Below are 13639 nucleotides of genomic sequence, written 5' to 3'. Positions count from 1 at the left end.
GTACAAGGCTATTATTTGCCGAACCTATAAAAAACATTTCGCTTATGGATAATTTAAAGATCACAGTATTTCAGGGCTATTTATTTTGGGAAAATATTGATAAAAATCTCCAGAATATAACCCTCCGGTTATCCGGCATCCGCGAAAAAACTGATCTCATCATCCTGCCCGAAATGTTTAATACCGGCTTCACCATGAATGCCGCCACTTTAGCCGAACCCATGGGCGGCAAAACCATAGAGTGGATGCACACCACCGCCAAAAAGTTTGATTGTGTAATTACCGGCAGCCTTATTATTGTAGAAAACGGCAAATGCTACAACCGCCTGATATGGATGCGCCCCGATGGTAGCTATGAGCATTACGATAAACGTCATTTATTCGCTCTTGGTAAAGAGCATGAAACTTATACCGCTGGCGTAAAAAAACTGATAGTTGAACTTAATGGCTGGAAAATTTGCCCGGTTATATGTTACGATCTGCGTTTCCCGGTGTGGTTGCGTAACGTAGATGCCGAGTATGATCTGCTGCTGATTGTAGCCAACTGGCCCGAGCGACGTGCTTTGCACTGGCGTACCCTTATCCCCGCCCGTGCCGTGGAGAACCAAAGCTATGTAATAGGTGTAAACCGTGTTGGTCACGATGGCAACGAAGTATACCATTCCGGAGATTCAACCTGCATAGACCCCAACGGCAACGTGGTATACTACAAACGCGACGAAGAAGATGTATACACCTTCACCATTATAGCCTACGAACTGGAAAAAGCACGCCGCACCCTCCCCTTTTTAAAGGATGCCGATAAGTTCGAGATCAAAGATTAATACAGATAGCTTCGGTACAAAAATATAACAGGCAGTTGTCCGCACAAGCAAATCAAAGCATTCTTATAGAACGTGTTAGCTACACCTTTTTACTTACAGATACAAATTTCGTTCAGGTTGTTGGATTTTTTCAGATATTCACACTAAACGTAGTATTTTGCGTTAATTAAAAAATCTAAAAATCAATCAATGGTATCTGTAATACGCGGCGTTTTAACCGGCGCATTGGTATTGATCATTTCCGTAACGGCATCGGCCCAAAAAAAGAAAGATTACACGCAATTTGTTAACCCGTTTATAGGTACAGGTGGCCACGGGCATACCTACTCGGGCGCGGTAATGCCTTTCGGTATGGTGCAGCTTAGTCCGGATACCAGGCTTACCGGTTGGGATGGCTGCTCGGGATACCATTATACAGATACCGTAGTTTACGGTTTTTCGCACACACACTTGAGCGGTACAGGCATTGCCGATTATTGCGACGTACTGTTTATGCCAACCACCGGCGAACCTAAATTTAAGAATACCGAATACAGCTCGCCATTTAAAAAGAAAGATGAAGAAGCCTCTCCCGGCTATTACAAAACCGAACTTTCAAAATACGATATAGAGGCCGAACTTACCGCTACGCAACGCGTTGGCGTACACCGGTACGATTTCCCGAAGACAGCGCAAGCCAATATCATTATCGACCTGCAACACCGCGACGAGGTGCTTGAATCGTGGATTGAAGTAGTTAACGACCATGAGATCCGTGGTTTTCGCAAATCAAAATCATGGGCTAACGATCAGCATGTATACTTCTACGCTAAGTTCTCCAAACCATTTAAAACCTACGGTATAGCCGTTAACGATAAGGTTGAACAAGGCAAAAACAAGGCTGAGGGCAAAAACATAAAGATGTACATACAGTTTGATAACCCCGGCGAAGTAATTGTCAAAGTGGGTATATCTGCCGTTAGTGCCGAAGGCGCATTGAAAAACCTGGATGCCGAGGTACCCGATTTCGATTTCGTGAAAGTAAGAAAAGCCGCTAAAGCCGCCTGGAATGTAGAGCTTTCAAAAATACAGGTGGAAGGCGGCGCTCCGCCCCTGCCCATGCAACCGTCAACATCAAACGGCGTATATAATGGTTACGGTCGCCCAGAAACAAAAAAGAAATTACCCGACCCGGCGAGAATAAAACAGGTGATATTTTACTCGGCATTGTACCATACCATGCTGGCCCCCAATATTTATAACGATGTGGATGGCCAATACCGCGGCCTCGATCAAAAGATCCATACCGCGCAGGGCTTTAATTATTATACGGTATTCTCATTATGGGATACCTTCCGTGCCGAAAACCCGCTGTTGAGCATCATCGACCGCAAACGCACGCTCGATTTTATCAAATCGTTTTTGGCAATGTATGATGAGGGCGGCTTGCTGCCGATATGGCCGCTGGCAAGTACCGAAACTTATTGTATGGTGGGCAACCACGCTATTCCGGTTATTGTTGACGCGTACGCCAAAGGCATCCGCGATTTTGATGCGGAGAAAGCGTTCACTGCTATGAAAGCAGCCGTTAACCGCACACAATTCGGTCTTGATGTTTACCGTAAAAACGGTGTAGTGCTTAGCGATGATGAACATGAGTCGGTATCTAAAACTTTAGAATACGCTTTCGATGATTGGTGCATAGCCCAAATGGCCAAAATGCTGAACAAACCTCAGGACTATACCGAATACATACAGCGCGCCCAATACTGGAAAAACAATTTCAACGACGAGAACAGCTTTATGCAAGCCCGCGCCAATGGCGGCTGGTATAACCCTTTCGAGCCAACCGAAATCAACAATAACTACACCGAGGGCAATGCCTGGCAATACTCATTTTTAGTTCCGCAGGATGTGGAGGGGTTGATGAAAAGCATGGGTGGCAAGCTGAACTTTGAAATTCAGTTAGATGAGTTATTTACCACACAAGCTAAACTAAGCGGTCGCGAACAGGCTGATGTTACGGGCTTGATCGGTCAGTACGCACATGGCAATGAGCCAAGTCATCACATAGCTTATCTGTACAACTTCACCAATTCGCCGCATAAAACACAGTATATGCTCAGCAAAATTTTTGATGAAGAATACAGTGACCAGCCTGACGGCCTGGCCGGCAATGAAGATTGCGGACAGATGTCGGCATGGTATGTAATGAGTGCATTGGGTATTTACAACATAGCGCCGGGTCAGCTGCAATACCAGATAGGCCTGCCTCAGTTTGAAAAAGCCACCATTAATTTAGAGAACGGCAAAAAATTTGTGATCAGTAACAGCGGCGCGGCTATTACCCGGGCTAATACCTATTTACAGGGCATGAACTTCAACAAAGAGGTTTACAACAAGCTGTATCTTGATTTCAACGACATTAACAAAGGCGGCGATTTTGAAGTTTTCACCGGCAGGTTACCTAACAAGATCTTCATGCAGGATCTGGAAAAGGGCAAGTCGGCCATTACCGATAACCTGATTGTGCCTAACCCGTACATCATCGCGCCATCGCAAACCTTTACCAGCCCGATGAGCATCAGCATATCAAGTGCCGATAGTCTCGCGAAATTATATTACACATTAGATGGCACTGAACCTACAGCAAGCTCAACCCTGTACACCAAACCGTTCAGCATCAGCAACAGCACTACTATAAAAACCATAGCTATTAATAATGGCAAACAAAGTTTTGTAGATGTGGGCACCTTCACTAAAATAAGGGGCGATATTAAGCTAACGCTGACCAACCGTTACCTGCCCAATTATGCCGCGCAAGGCGATATTGCACTCATAGATGGCATCCGTGGTAAGGCCAACTGGCGAATAGGCAACTGGCAGGGCTACCAGGGAAAGGATTTGGAAGCTGTGCTTGATTTGGGGCAGGTTAAAGAAGTTAAAAAGGTAAGCCTTGGTACTTTGCAGGATAGCGGCTCGTGGATAGTTTTCCCTAAAAATGTGCAGTACCTGGTATCAAACGACGGCAAAACCTATAAGCTTGTAAGTACGGTTAATACCAAAGTTGACATTACCGATACCAAACCGCAAACACAGGATTTCAGCGCCGATATTAACCTGCGTACCCGTTTCATTAAAGTGATTGCCAAACAATACGGTCCGCTACCCGAATGGCACGAAAGCAAAGGCAATCAGTCGTATATTTTTGCGGATGAAATTACGGTAGAGTAAAAGAATTTTATATCAACAATTTTGCAGTCGCTCCGCCTCCGGGCGAGTGACCATTATTACCCGGCCTCCGGCCGTACGCATTTTTATTATTTGAGTACGGCCGGAGGCCGTGGGATAGTTGCCACTCGCCTGGAGGCGAGCGGCTGTGGTTGTTCTTTATTTATATTCCTATTTACTATTAACAAGTTCGGTTTTAATACCATCTAACCTCGTTTTATCATCATCTGACAACTCCGGGTAAGCCATTTTTAATCCTTTAAGCGTATCCAACACAATGGTTGATATTGCTACACGAGTAAACCATTTTTTATCTGCCGGGATAACATACCACGGGCAATCTGTTGTAGAAGTTTCGCTGATTGCTTTTTCGTAGGCCTGCATGTAATCATCCCAATACCCGCGCTCTTGCAAATCGGCAGCCGAGAATTTCCAGTTTTTCGAAGGGTCATCTATACGTTTCAGAAAACGTTCCTTCTGCTCTTCCTTTGAAAGGTTTAAAAAGAATTTGATAATTACAGTACCATTAGCGGTAAGGTGTTTTTCAAACTGGCGAATGCTCTCGTAACGTTGCGCCCAAAAATCCTTATCTACCTTTTTTACGCTATCAATACCGGGGATACTTTCCTTCAGTACATATTCTGGGTGTACTTTTACAACCAGCACATTTTCGTAATGCGACCGGTTATGGATACCTATCCTGCCACGTTCGGGCAAAGCCTTGTAATGTCGCCACAAAAAATCATGATCGTAATCTTCGGTGCTGGGCTGTTTAAAACTGTATACCTGGCAGCCTTGCGGGTTGATGCCACTCATGGTGTGCTTAATGGCGCTATCCTTACCCGCCGCGTCCATCGCCTGAAAAATGATCAGCAACGATTGCTTATTGGCAGCGTATAATTGGTTTTGCAATTCCGAAATTTCGGCTACCAAACCTTGCAGTATACCTTCGGCATCTTCCTTTTTCAGGTCGGCCGAGTAGGCCGGATCATAGTCTTTTAAGTTGAATTTTTTACCTTGATCGACCTTTAATTTACTTTTTATATCCTTCATAATTAAAAAATAAGCAGATAAAAATATGAACCTAAAATTTACGTGATATTTTTACGTTGTTAATATTTATTATCCCGCTATGATTTAGCACCATATTTTTACATCTTTACCACATGTTCAGACGCATAAGAAACCAATACCTGCGCTATTTTGTTATATTTATTTACTTCACAATCATATTTTTTTGCTCTATCGAGCTAAACTTCCTGTGGCTATTCGGTTATTCACCTGATATGCAGGACATTAAAATGCCTACCCTATCAGTAGGATCAGAAGTTTATACTGCCGACGGCAAGCTTATAGGCCAATATTTTAAGGAAAACCGCTCGCCTGTCGATTTTAAAAGTATATCCCCCAACCTCATTAATGCCCTTGTAGCTACCGAAGACGAGCGTTTTTACAAACATAACGGTGTTGATGTAGTATCATTTTTCAGCAGCATGCTCTCTACCGCCAAAGGCGACAGGCGTGGCGGCAGTACCATTACACAGCAGCTGGCTAAAAATCTTTTCAAAACCCGCAAAAAGAAATCGCAGGGTGTGGTAAGGTATATCCCGGTATTAAGCACGGTGGTTTATAAGTTTAAAGAATGGCTTACCGCCTTTAAAATTGAGCATATTTACAGCAAGCAGGAAATACTTACCATGTATTTCAATACCGTGCCTTTTGGTAATAACACCTTTGGTGTAAAAACGGCGGCGCTTAAATATTTCGACAAAACGCCCGATCTGGTTAATCCGGCAGAGGCGGCTACATTGATCGGGATGTTGAAAGCCACATCGACCTACAACCCTATACGCAACCCTAAGCGGGCTATTGAACGCCGTAATGTGGTTTTGGGGCAAATGAAAAAGAACAATTATCTTAATGAGGCCCAGTACAAAAGCAATGTAAGTCTTCCGCTTAATCTCGATTTAAGGTATGTGGATAACGATTCGCATGGCGATTCATACATACGCCGCGCGGTAGAAAAATGGCTGGATAAATGGTGTAAGGATAACGATTACAACCTGTATGAAGACGGCCTGAAGATATACACCACTATTGATTCGCGCCTGCAACAGTATGCCGAAGAAGCTGTTGTTGAAAAGATGAAATCGCTGCAAAAACGCTTTAATAATGTTTGGGGCGATAAAAATCCGTGGCGAGATTCAAAAGGTGAAGAAATAAAGGATTTCATCCTGAAAAACGAGCAGCGCCTGCCCATTTACAAACTTTTAGAGAAGAAATACAAGGGTGATACCGTACAGATCCAAAACTACTTCAAAACCAAAAAACGGATGAAGGTATTCACCTGGAACGGCGAAAAAGATACCACCTTCTCCAGTATCGATTCTATTAAATACTACGCGCACATCCTTAATACCGGGATGATCACCATTGAACCAACCACCGGTAAAATAAAAGTTTGGGTGGGCGGTATCGATTATAAGTACTTCAATTACGATCACGTAAAGCAATCAAGGCGCCAGGCTGGTTCAACCTTTAAACCGTTCGCCTATTTAACCGCGCTCGATAACGGTTACACCCCTTGCGATAAATTTACCGATAAACCGGTCACTATAAAGTATAAGGATAATGGTAAGGACGAAGTTTGGCAGCCCAACAATGCCGATTTCAATTTCTCATACCGCGAAATGTCGTTACGCTGGGCCATGGGCCGGTCCGTAAACTCTATTACCGCGCAGTTAACCGAAAAGGTAGGCTGGGATAAAATTGTAGAATACGCTCATAAATGCGGAATAGAAAGTCCGTTGAAATCGGTACCATCCGTATCATTAGGTTCAAACGATGTATCTGTTTATGAAATGGCGAGGGCTTACAGCACCTTCCTTAATAAAGGCGAAAAGATCGATCCGCTGCTGGTAACAAAAATAACCGACCAGCAAGGTAATGTATTGCAGGAGTTTACACTGAAAACCGAAAGGGTATTAAGCGAAGAAACCGCCTGGCTGATGTTGTACATGTTCCGTGGGGGTATGGAAGAACCGGGTGGTACATCACAAGCCCTTTGGGAGTACGATATATGGAAGAAAAACAACCAGATAGGTGGTAAAACAGGCACCTCATCCGACTATGTAGACGGTTGGTATATGGGGATCACCAAGGATTTGGTTACCGGTATATGGGTAGGTGCCGATGACCGCAGCGTACACTTCAAAACATCAGAAACCGGCGAAGGCTCGCGTACCGCGCTGCCAATATTCGGTCGTTTTATGGAGAAAGTATATGGCGATCCTAAATCGGGTTACACTTATGGCGCGTTCCCTAAGCCATGGGTAAAAATAACCAAGGAGTACATGTGCCCGTCGCCGCATATATCGGTAGATACCACATCAACCGATAGCATGGGCTTTGATGCCGACAGCGCGATAACAGCGCCTGAAACCACCACACCCGAAACACAGCCCGAAGGTGAACAACCTGTAACACAGTAATAATTATTTTAACAGCTTATAAATTTAATTAGCCATTTAAGTAAATTAGCCCTAAGTTATTATCAATTCATCAACCATGAATAAAACTTTTACCCCTGTATATAAAGTTGTAAAATATATCCTTATCGCCCTTTGCTTTGCATCGCCTGTATTGCTTACCACGCAGGCAAATGCGCAGTACTTTGGCCAAAACAAGGTGCGCTACAAAAAGCTAAACTTTAAGCTGTATAAAACCCCGCACTTTGATATCTATTATTATATGCATAATGATAGTTTGATCAAACGTTTCGCGCAGGAGAACGAGCTTTGGTATACCCTGCATCAACAGGTTTTCAGGGATACCTTTAATATTGCCAATCCGGTAATACTATATAATAATCACCCCGATTTTCAACAAACCACGGCTATTGACGGCGAGATCAGTGTGGGTACAGGTGGTGTTACCGAGGGTTTAAAAAACCGTGTGGTAATGCCGGTAATGGAAACCAACCATACCACCAGGCACGTAATTGGCCACGAGTTAGTGCACGCGTTTCAGTACCACATTTTATTAGGGAAAGATTCAACCAGTTACGAAAACCTGGGAAACATCCCCTTGTGGATGATTGAGGGTATGGCCGAGTATTTATCCATAGGTAAAAAAGACCCTTACACCGCCATGTGGATGCGCGATGCCTATTTGAATAAAGATATCCCATCGGTAAAAGACCTTACCGAGAGCAATAAATACTTCCCTTACCGCTATGGTGAGGCCTTTTGGTCGTTCATTGGTTCAACTTATGGCGATACCGTAATTGTGCCTTTCTTTAAAAATACGGCACGCTTTGGTTTGGAGTATGGTATTCGCCGTACATTCGGGTATGATGACAAGACGCTGTCGCGCCTTTGGAAAAACTCTATCGAGAACACTTATAAACCACTGTTATTAGATACCGTGCAGAAACCGGTAGGTTACCGCGTGATAGACGAGAAAAGCGGCAGCGAAATGAACGTTGCCCCTACTGTAAGTCCGGATGGAAAGTATCTTACTTTCCTGTCGTCGAAGGATCTGTTTACGATAGACCTCTATCTCGCCGATGCTAAATCGGGCCGCATCATCCGGCGGTTAAGCAGCAAGGTATCTAACACGCATATTGATGAATTTAACTTTATAGAGTCGGCTGGCGCATGGTCGCCGGATAGCAAGCAATTCGCTTTCAGCGTGTTCAACAAAGGCCGTAACAGGTTATTGGTTGTTGATGTAAATAACGGCCGTGTAAAATACGACCTCTCGATGGGTAAAGCCGAACAATTCGGTAACCTTACCTGGTCGCCTGATGGTAAGCATATCGCTTTCCAGGGTTTATCAGAAGGCCAGGGCGATTTGTATACTTACAACCTCGAAACCAAAGAACTAAAACAACTTACCAACGATAAATACTCTGATTACCAGCCGAACTATTCGCGCGATGGTAAAAAGATAGTTTTCGCAAGCGACCGTACTACTTACGACAGATCAACTTCGCAGGATATCAGCTTTAACCTGGCCGAATTGGATATAGCCACCGGCAAGGTAACCGATTACATGATATTTAACGGTGCCAATAACCTTAACCCGGTTTACTCGGCTGATGGTAATAAGATCTTCTTCCTGTCAAACCGCGATGGTTACCGCAACTTATACCGCTTTGAACCTGCCACCGGTAAAATTGAGCAGATGACAGAGTTGTTCACCGGTATCAGTGGTATTACGGAGTTTTCGCCCGCGTTGAGCGTATCAAATAACGATGACGTTTTATACTCCTATTACCGCAAGCAGAAATATTTATTATACAATGCCAAGGCTACCGATTTTAAACCCAAAGAGGTACAGGCTACCGATGTAAACTTTGCAGCGGGTATGTTGCCGCCGCCGCGTTCGGTAGGTGTCGACCTGATCAACTCCAACCTAAATAATTTTTTGGCTTACCCGCGCATAGGCAGCGATTCGATTAAAAGTTCGCCTTACCGCCCGATGTTCAAAATGGATGCCCTGGCCAGCAGCGGTATCGGTATTGGGGTGAATAGCTATTACGGTACAGGCCTGTCAAGTGGTATACAAGCTATATTCAGCGATATATTGGGCCAAAATCAAATATATGCTGCCGCTAACGTAAACGGCCAGATCTACGATTTTGGTGCCCAGTTTGCCTATGTTAATCAAAAAGGCAGGTGGGATAAAGGTATCAGCGTATCGCATATTCCTTACCAGTTTGGTTTCTACAACCAATCATACGATTATCAGGAAATTAACGGTAACCGCGAGTTAGTGTTCAACAGCGATAACTATATCGTAAGGAACTTTGAGGACGCGATAAACATTTTCACTTCGTACCCTATTTCACGCATTAACCGATTGCAATTTGGTACCGGTGCATCTTATAACTCATACCGTACAGATCGTTACCGTACTACATCAGTAATCGATACGGTAAATAACTACTCTTACTTTTATAATGCCGACCGCAAAAAGGTTAACAATAATGAAGTTGAAAACACGCTTGGTTTCAGCCTTAAATCATATACCCTGTTAAAAGCCAATGTGGCTTTAATTGGCGATAACTCATTCTTCGGAGTTACCGGACCGCTTAATGGTTTCAGGTATCATTTAGAGGCTGAATATATTTTCGGCTCTTTCAACTTCTTCTCGCCTACTATAGATTTAAGAAAATATGTGCGTGTAGCACCGGTTACATTTGCCGCCCGTTTATATGGTACAGGTCGTTTTGGTAACAGCGATAACCGCTTATACCCGTTATATGTAGGCTATCCATTCCTGATAAGGGGTTATGAAGCACAGAGCTTTTACAATGCGCAAAGCGCGTCAACCAACGGTTTCAATATCGATCAATTATCGGGCGATAGGATAGCCGTAGCTAACTTCGAGGTACGTTTACCACTTACCGGGCCTGAAAAGTTAGCGCAAATAAAATCGGGTTTCTTATTTACGGATCTTAACTTCTTCTTTGATGCCGGTTTGGCATGGAGCAAAGGCGACAAGATATACTTCAGAAAAGATCCGCCGATTGTAGGTACACGCCAGCTATTGGATGCCAACGGAAACCCGGCTGTTGATATGGATAATAAACCACTAACTACCAATGTTTATGGCAGAGTGCCTGCGTTAAGTGCCGGTGTATCTATACGTGTTAACCTATTTGGCGCGTTAATACTTGAACCTTACTATGCCATTCCGTTTAACCGTACCGATGTTAAAAAACCGGTATTCGGGCTTGCATTTACACCGGGTTGGTAATTTTATAGTGATGAGGAAATTTATATTAGCCTTTTTAGCAGGCTTGCTTTGTTTGCATGTTAGCGCGCAGGTGAAAACCATTGATGGCGATAACATGCCTGCAACAAAAAGCATCTATGATAATTTAGCTACGGCCAAAAACTTCACGGTTTTGCTGAACGCTATACAAAAGGCAGGCTTATCAACGCAATTTACAGGCACTACGCCCGTAACCATTTTAGCGCCTAACAACAAAGCGTTCGCGGCTTTACCTGCCGGTACTATCGACACCCTTTTAAAACCCGAACATAAGATAGAACTGGCAAGGTTGATCAATAACCATATACTGGCCGGTAAAATAACATCGGCAGATATTGCGAGGCAAATAAAAATGAATAATGGGCAGGCTGTATTTACCACGCTTGCGGGCAGCAAGCTTACAGCTAAAATAGATGCTAACCGCAACATAGCGCTTACCGATGAAAACGGAAGCCAAAGTGTGGTCAGTCGTTTTGATGTGCAACAGCTTAACGGTGTATTGCATACCGTAACCGCTTTGCTCATTCCCTCCCCGGCATTGTAAACAAGACCGTTAGCTGACAAACTACAGGGCATTTTCATACGTATCTTTAAGTATGAAAAAGTCGATAATAATTATACTGATATTAGGTGTTATTACAGCTATTGGCTGCGAAAACACAAAAGGCCAAACCGATAAAAAGAACGATGCTGTCAAAGAAGTTACCAAGGCAGATAAATCAGTTTGGAAAACCAAACTTACGCCCAACCAATACCACATTATGGTTGAACAGGGCACCGAAACCCCATATAAGAACGAATACTGGAACAATCACCAAAAAGGTGTTTATGTTAGCGCTGCCACCGGCGAAGTACTATTTACATCCGACGATAAATTTGACAGCGGCACCGGCTGGCCGAGTTTTGTTAAACCGGTTAGCATGAGCAAAATTGCCATAGTAACTGATCGCAGCTTCGGCATGAGCCGCGACGAGGTAGTTGAAAAAAGTACCGGCCTGCACCTTGGCCACGTATTTGACGACGGCCCTGCCGACCGTGGCGGTAAAAGGTACTGCATGAACTCGGGCGCGTTAAAGTTTATTAAAAAGTAACCGCGCGGCGTGGGCTTATTGAAGGGCGCAGCTGTGGTCTTACACGGGTGTTCCCTTCCTGGCTTAAACCAATGGTAAGATCAACCCACTCCTTATTAACAGCCCTGATCATTCTTTCTTTTTGCATGCGGGTAAAAGTGCTCACAAATTTAAAACGCTCCATAGCCATCTCTTCAGAATTTATCTCTTCAAAATAAACAAGGCGGGTAAGCTGCTGCGCGCTGTCGAAAAACAGGGTTGGCATCTGTTTGTAAAACTCCAGTGTTTTTAGCAAATCCGAGCTTAAGCCTACGTGCAAATTGTTTCTGTTTCTGTCTGTAATGATATAAATAAAGCGTTTCATGATAATAAAATTTGCTGTTTAAAAAATAATTACTAATTTTATGAGCATAAAAATACTAACTATTTTAGCAAATCCAAATTTTATGTCAATTATTTCATCAAATATTAAATTCCTAAGGAAAAAGAAAGGCTTAACCCAGCAACAATTTGCAGATCAGGTTGGTATAAAACGGTCTTTAGTGGGTGCGTATGAAGAAGAAAGAGCTGAACCAAAATACGAATTGCTAAAAACGATAGCATCTTTCTTTGATGTAACCATTGATGATTTTATAAAAGAAACCATCGATGAGAAATGGGCGCCAAAACCAAAGGGTAATCCGGCCAATTTGCGCGTGCTTAGCATATCGGTAGATAAGGATGATAACGAGAATATTGAACTGGTACCGATGAAAGCCAGCGCAGGCTATATGAATGGCTACGCCGACCCTGAATATGTATCAAAACTGCCTAAGTTTTATTTGCCCATGTTTAAGCAGGGCACTTACCGTGCTTTCGAAATAAAAGGCGACTCGATGCTGCCTTTATTATCGGGTACTATTATAATAGGTGAGTATGTAGAAAACTGGGGCGATATTAAACAAGGTGAAACCTACGTGGTGTTATCAAAAACCGAAGGTGTAGTATATAAACGTATAGGCAACAAATTCAGGGATAACAAAAAGCTGAAATTAATGTCAGACAATCCGGCGTATGAACCTTATGAAATAGGCGGCGAGGATATACTGGAAATATGGAAGGCAAAGGGTTATATATCAACCCAATTACCTACCCCAACACCCGAGCCTACTATGGAAAGTTTAACAGCCATGATGGCCCAAATGCAACGCTCAATATCCAAGCTGCAAAGCAACAACTAAGTTACAAGCAACAATTAAGTTACACGGGTGCGGCTAAACCATTATACATTACTTTTATCAAAACATCTATAAAAACCAAACAAATAGAAGAATGAAAAAGATTTTGTTAATGTGCTGCCTGTTTTTAGGAATTGCAGCTGTAAGCCATGCCCAGGGTGGCGGTGGTGGCCGTAGAATGAGCCCCGAAGACAGGGCTAAACAATTACAATCTGATTTGAAGTTAACTGACGATCAGACCACTAAGATTGTTGCTATTTACAAAGAGCAAAACACTAAAAGAGACAGCGTAAGAAAAGCTGCCGGTGACAACGCCGACAGACAAGAGTTGTTGAAGGCAATGATGCCTTTGATGCAAGCATCGAACGACAAAGTGAAAGCTTTATTAACTAAAGAACAAGCTGAAGCGTTTGACAAGCAACAAAAAGAAAGAATGGGCAGAATGCGCCAGGGTGGCGGTGACGGCGGAACCCCTCCTCCATCACAAAATTAATTTAAAGAAAAGCGGCTATCGGCCGCTTTTCTTATTTTAGCC

10 protein-coding genes are annotated in these 13639 nt (G+C 43.4%); 8 read left to right on the top strand and 2 right to left on the bottom strand.

What is annotated here, in order from left to right:
* Nucleotides 1-44: 44 nt before the first annotated feature.
* The gene (locus tag ABD894_RS20750; RefSeq protein WP_345212992.1) at nucleotides 45-824 is read left to right on the top strand and encodes an amidohydrolase; all 780 of its coding nucleotides are present in this window, start codon (nucleotides 45-47) and stop codon (nucleotides 822-824) included.
* A gap of 189 nt (nucleotides 825-1013) precedes the next feature.
* Nucleotides 1014-4037 (top strand): GH92 family glycosyl hydrolase, encoded by a 3024-nt coding sequence (locus ABD894_RS20745; protein WP_345212991.1) that lies wholly within the window; start codon nucleotides 1014-1016, stop codon nucleotides 4035-4037.
* 168 nt (nucleotides 4038-4205) lie between these two features.
* Here ABD894_RS20745 and ABD894_RS20740 read toward each other — a convergent pair whose 3' ends face one another.
* Nucleotides 4206-5087 carry a polyphosphate kinase 2 family protein gene (locus ABD894_RS20740; RefSeq protein ID WP_345212990.1) on the bottom strand — a complete coding sequence of 294 codons (882 nt, stop codon included), beginning with the start codon at nucleotides 5085-5087 and terminating at the stop codon, nucleotides 4206-4208.
* A 113-nt stretch (nucleotides 5088-5200) separates the two neighbouring features.
* On the opposite strand from ABD894_RS20740, the gene ABD894_RS20735 reads away from it, so the two are divergent.
* The 4 genes from ABD894_RS20735 to msrB all read left to right on the top strand — a co-directional run bounded on the left by ABD894_RS20735 (nucleotide 5201) and on the right by msrB (nucleotide 11908).
* Complete coding sequence (locus ABD894_RS20735; RefSeq protein ID WP_345212989.1) at nucleotides 5201-7525, top strand: penicillin-binding protein 1A; 2325 nt, start codon at nucleotides 5201-5203, stop codon at nucleotides 7523-7525.
* A gap of 76 nt (nucleotides 7526-7601) precedes the next feature.
* Nucleotides 7602-10799: a tolB protein precursor gene (locus ABD894_RS20730; protein WP_345212988.1), complete on the top strand. Its 3198-nt coding sequence runs from the start codon at nucleotides 7602-7604 to the stop codon at nucleotides 10797-10799.
* Between the two features lie 10 nt (nucleotides 10800-10809).
* Nucleotides 10810-11361: a fasciclin domain-containing protein gene (locus ABD894_RS20725; RefSeq protein WP_345212987.1), complete on the top strand. Its 552-nt coding sequence runs from the start codon at nucleotides 10810-10812 to the stop codon at nucleotides 11359-11361.
* Between the two features lie 52 nt (nucleotides 11362-11413).
* Nucleotides 11414-11908, top strand: coding sequence for a peptide-methionine (R)-S-oxide reductase MsrB (gene msrB / locus ABD894_RS20720; protein ID WP_345212986.1), 495 nt, complete (start codon nucleotides 11414-11416; stop codon nucleotides 11906-11908).
* On the opposite strand, the gene ABD894_RS20715 is transcribed toward msrB, so the two are convergent.
* Complete coding sequence (locus ABD894_RS20715) at nucleotides 11898-12251, bottom strand: GIY-YIG nuclease family protein (protein WP_345212985.1); 354 nt, start codon at nucleotides 12249-12251, stop codon at nucleotides 11898-11900. The genes msrB and ABD894_RS20715 overlap by 11 nt on opposite strands.
* An 82-nt stretch (nucleotides 12252-12333) precedes the next feature.
* Between ABD894_RS20715 and ABD894_RS20710 the strand changes: the two genes are divergently transcribed.
* Nucleotides 12334-13107, top strand: a complete 774-nt coding sequence (locus tag ABD894_RS20710) for an XRE family transcriptional regulator (RefSeq protein WP_345213040.1) — start codon at nucleotides 12334-12336, stop codon at nucleotides 13105-13107.
* Between the two features lie 91 nt (nucleotides 13108-13198).
* The gene (locus ABD894_RS20705) at nucleotides 13199-13597 is read left to right on the top strand and encodes a hypothetical protein (protein WP_345212984.1); all 399 of its coding nucleotides are present in this window, start codon (nucleotides 13199-13201) and stop codon (nucleotides 13595-13597) included.
* Nucleotides 13598-13639: the final 42 nt, after the last annotated feature.

Origin of the sequence: Mucilaginibacter gynuensis, from assembly GCF_039541195.1 — a bacterium.
GTDB classification, from domain to species: domain Bacteria; phylum Bacteroidota; class Bacteroidia; order Sphingobacteriales; family Sphingobacteriaceae; genus Mucilaginibacter; species Mucilaginibacter gynuensis.
Note: the sequence above shows the minus strand (reverse complement) of the source record. Positions and strands in the feature narration are given on the sequence as shown.

Excerpts from the sequence above, each read along its gene's own strand:
- ABD894_RS20715 (WP_345212985.1), bottom strand. The coding sequence starts at position 12,251 with ATGAAACGCTTTATTTATATCATTACAGACAGAAACAGAAACAATTTG.
- ABD894_RS20705 (WP_345212984.1), top strand. The coding sequence starts at position 13,199 with ATGAAAAAGATTTTGTTAATGTGCTGCCTGTTTTTAGGAATTGCAGCT.
- ABD894_RS20735 (WP_345212989.1), top strand. The coding sequence starts at position 5,201 with ATGTTCAGACGCATAAGAAACCAATACCTGCGCTATTTTGTTATATTT.
- ABD894_RS20725 (WP_345212987.1), top strand. The coding sequence starts at position 10,810 with ATGAGGAAATTTATATTAGCCTTTTTAGCAGGCTTGCTTTGTTTGCAT.
- ABD894_RS20740 (WP_345212990.1), bottom strand. The coding sequence starts at position 5,087 with ATGAAGGATATAAAAAGTAAATTAAAGGTCGATCAAGGTAAAAAATTC.
- ABD894_RS20730 (WP_345212988.1), top strand. The coding sequence starts at position 7,602 with ATGAATAAAACTTTTACCCCTGTATATAAAGTTGTAAAATATATCCTT.
- ABD894_RS20745 (WP_345212991.1), top strand. The coding sequence starts at position 1,014 with ATGGTATCTGTAATACGCGGCGTTTTAACCGGCGCATTGGTATTGATC.
- msrB (WP_345212986.1), top strand. The coding sequence starts at position 11,414 with ATGAAAAAGTCGATAATAATTATACTGATATTAGGTGTTATTACAGCT.
- ABD894_RS20710 (WP_345213040.1), top strand. The coding sequence starts at position 12,334 with ATGTCAATTATTTCATCAAATATTAAATTCCTAAGGAAAAAGAAAGGC.
- ABD894_RS20750 (WP_345212992.1), top strand. The coding sequence starts at position 45 with ATGGATAATTTAAAGATCACAGTATTTCAGGGCTATTTATTTTGGGAA.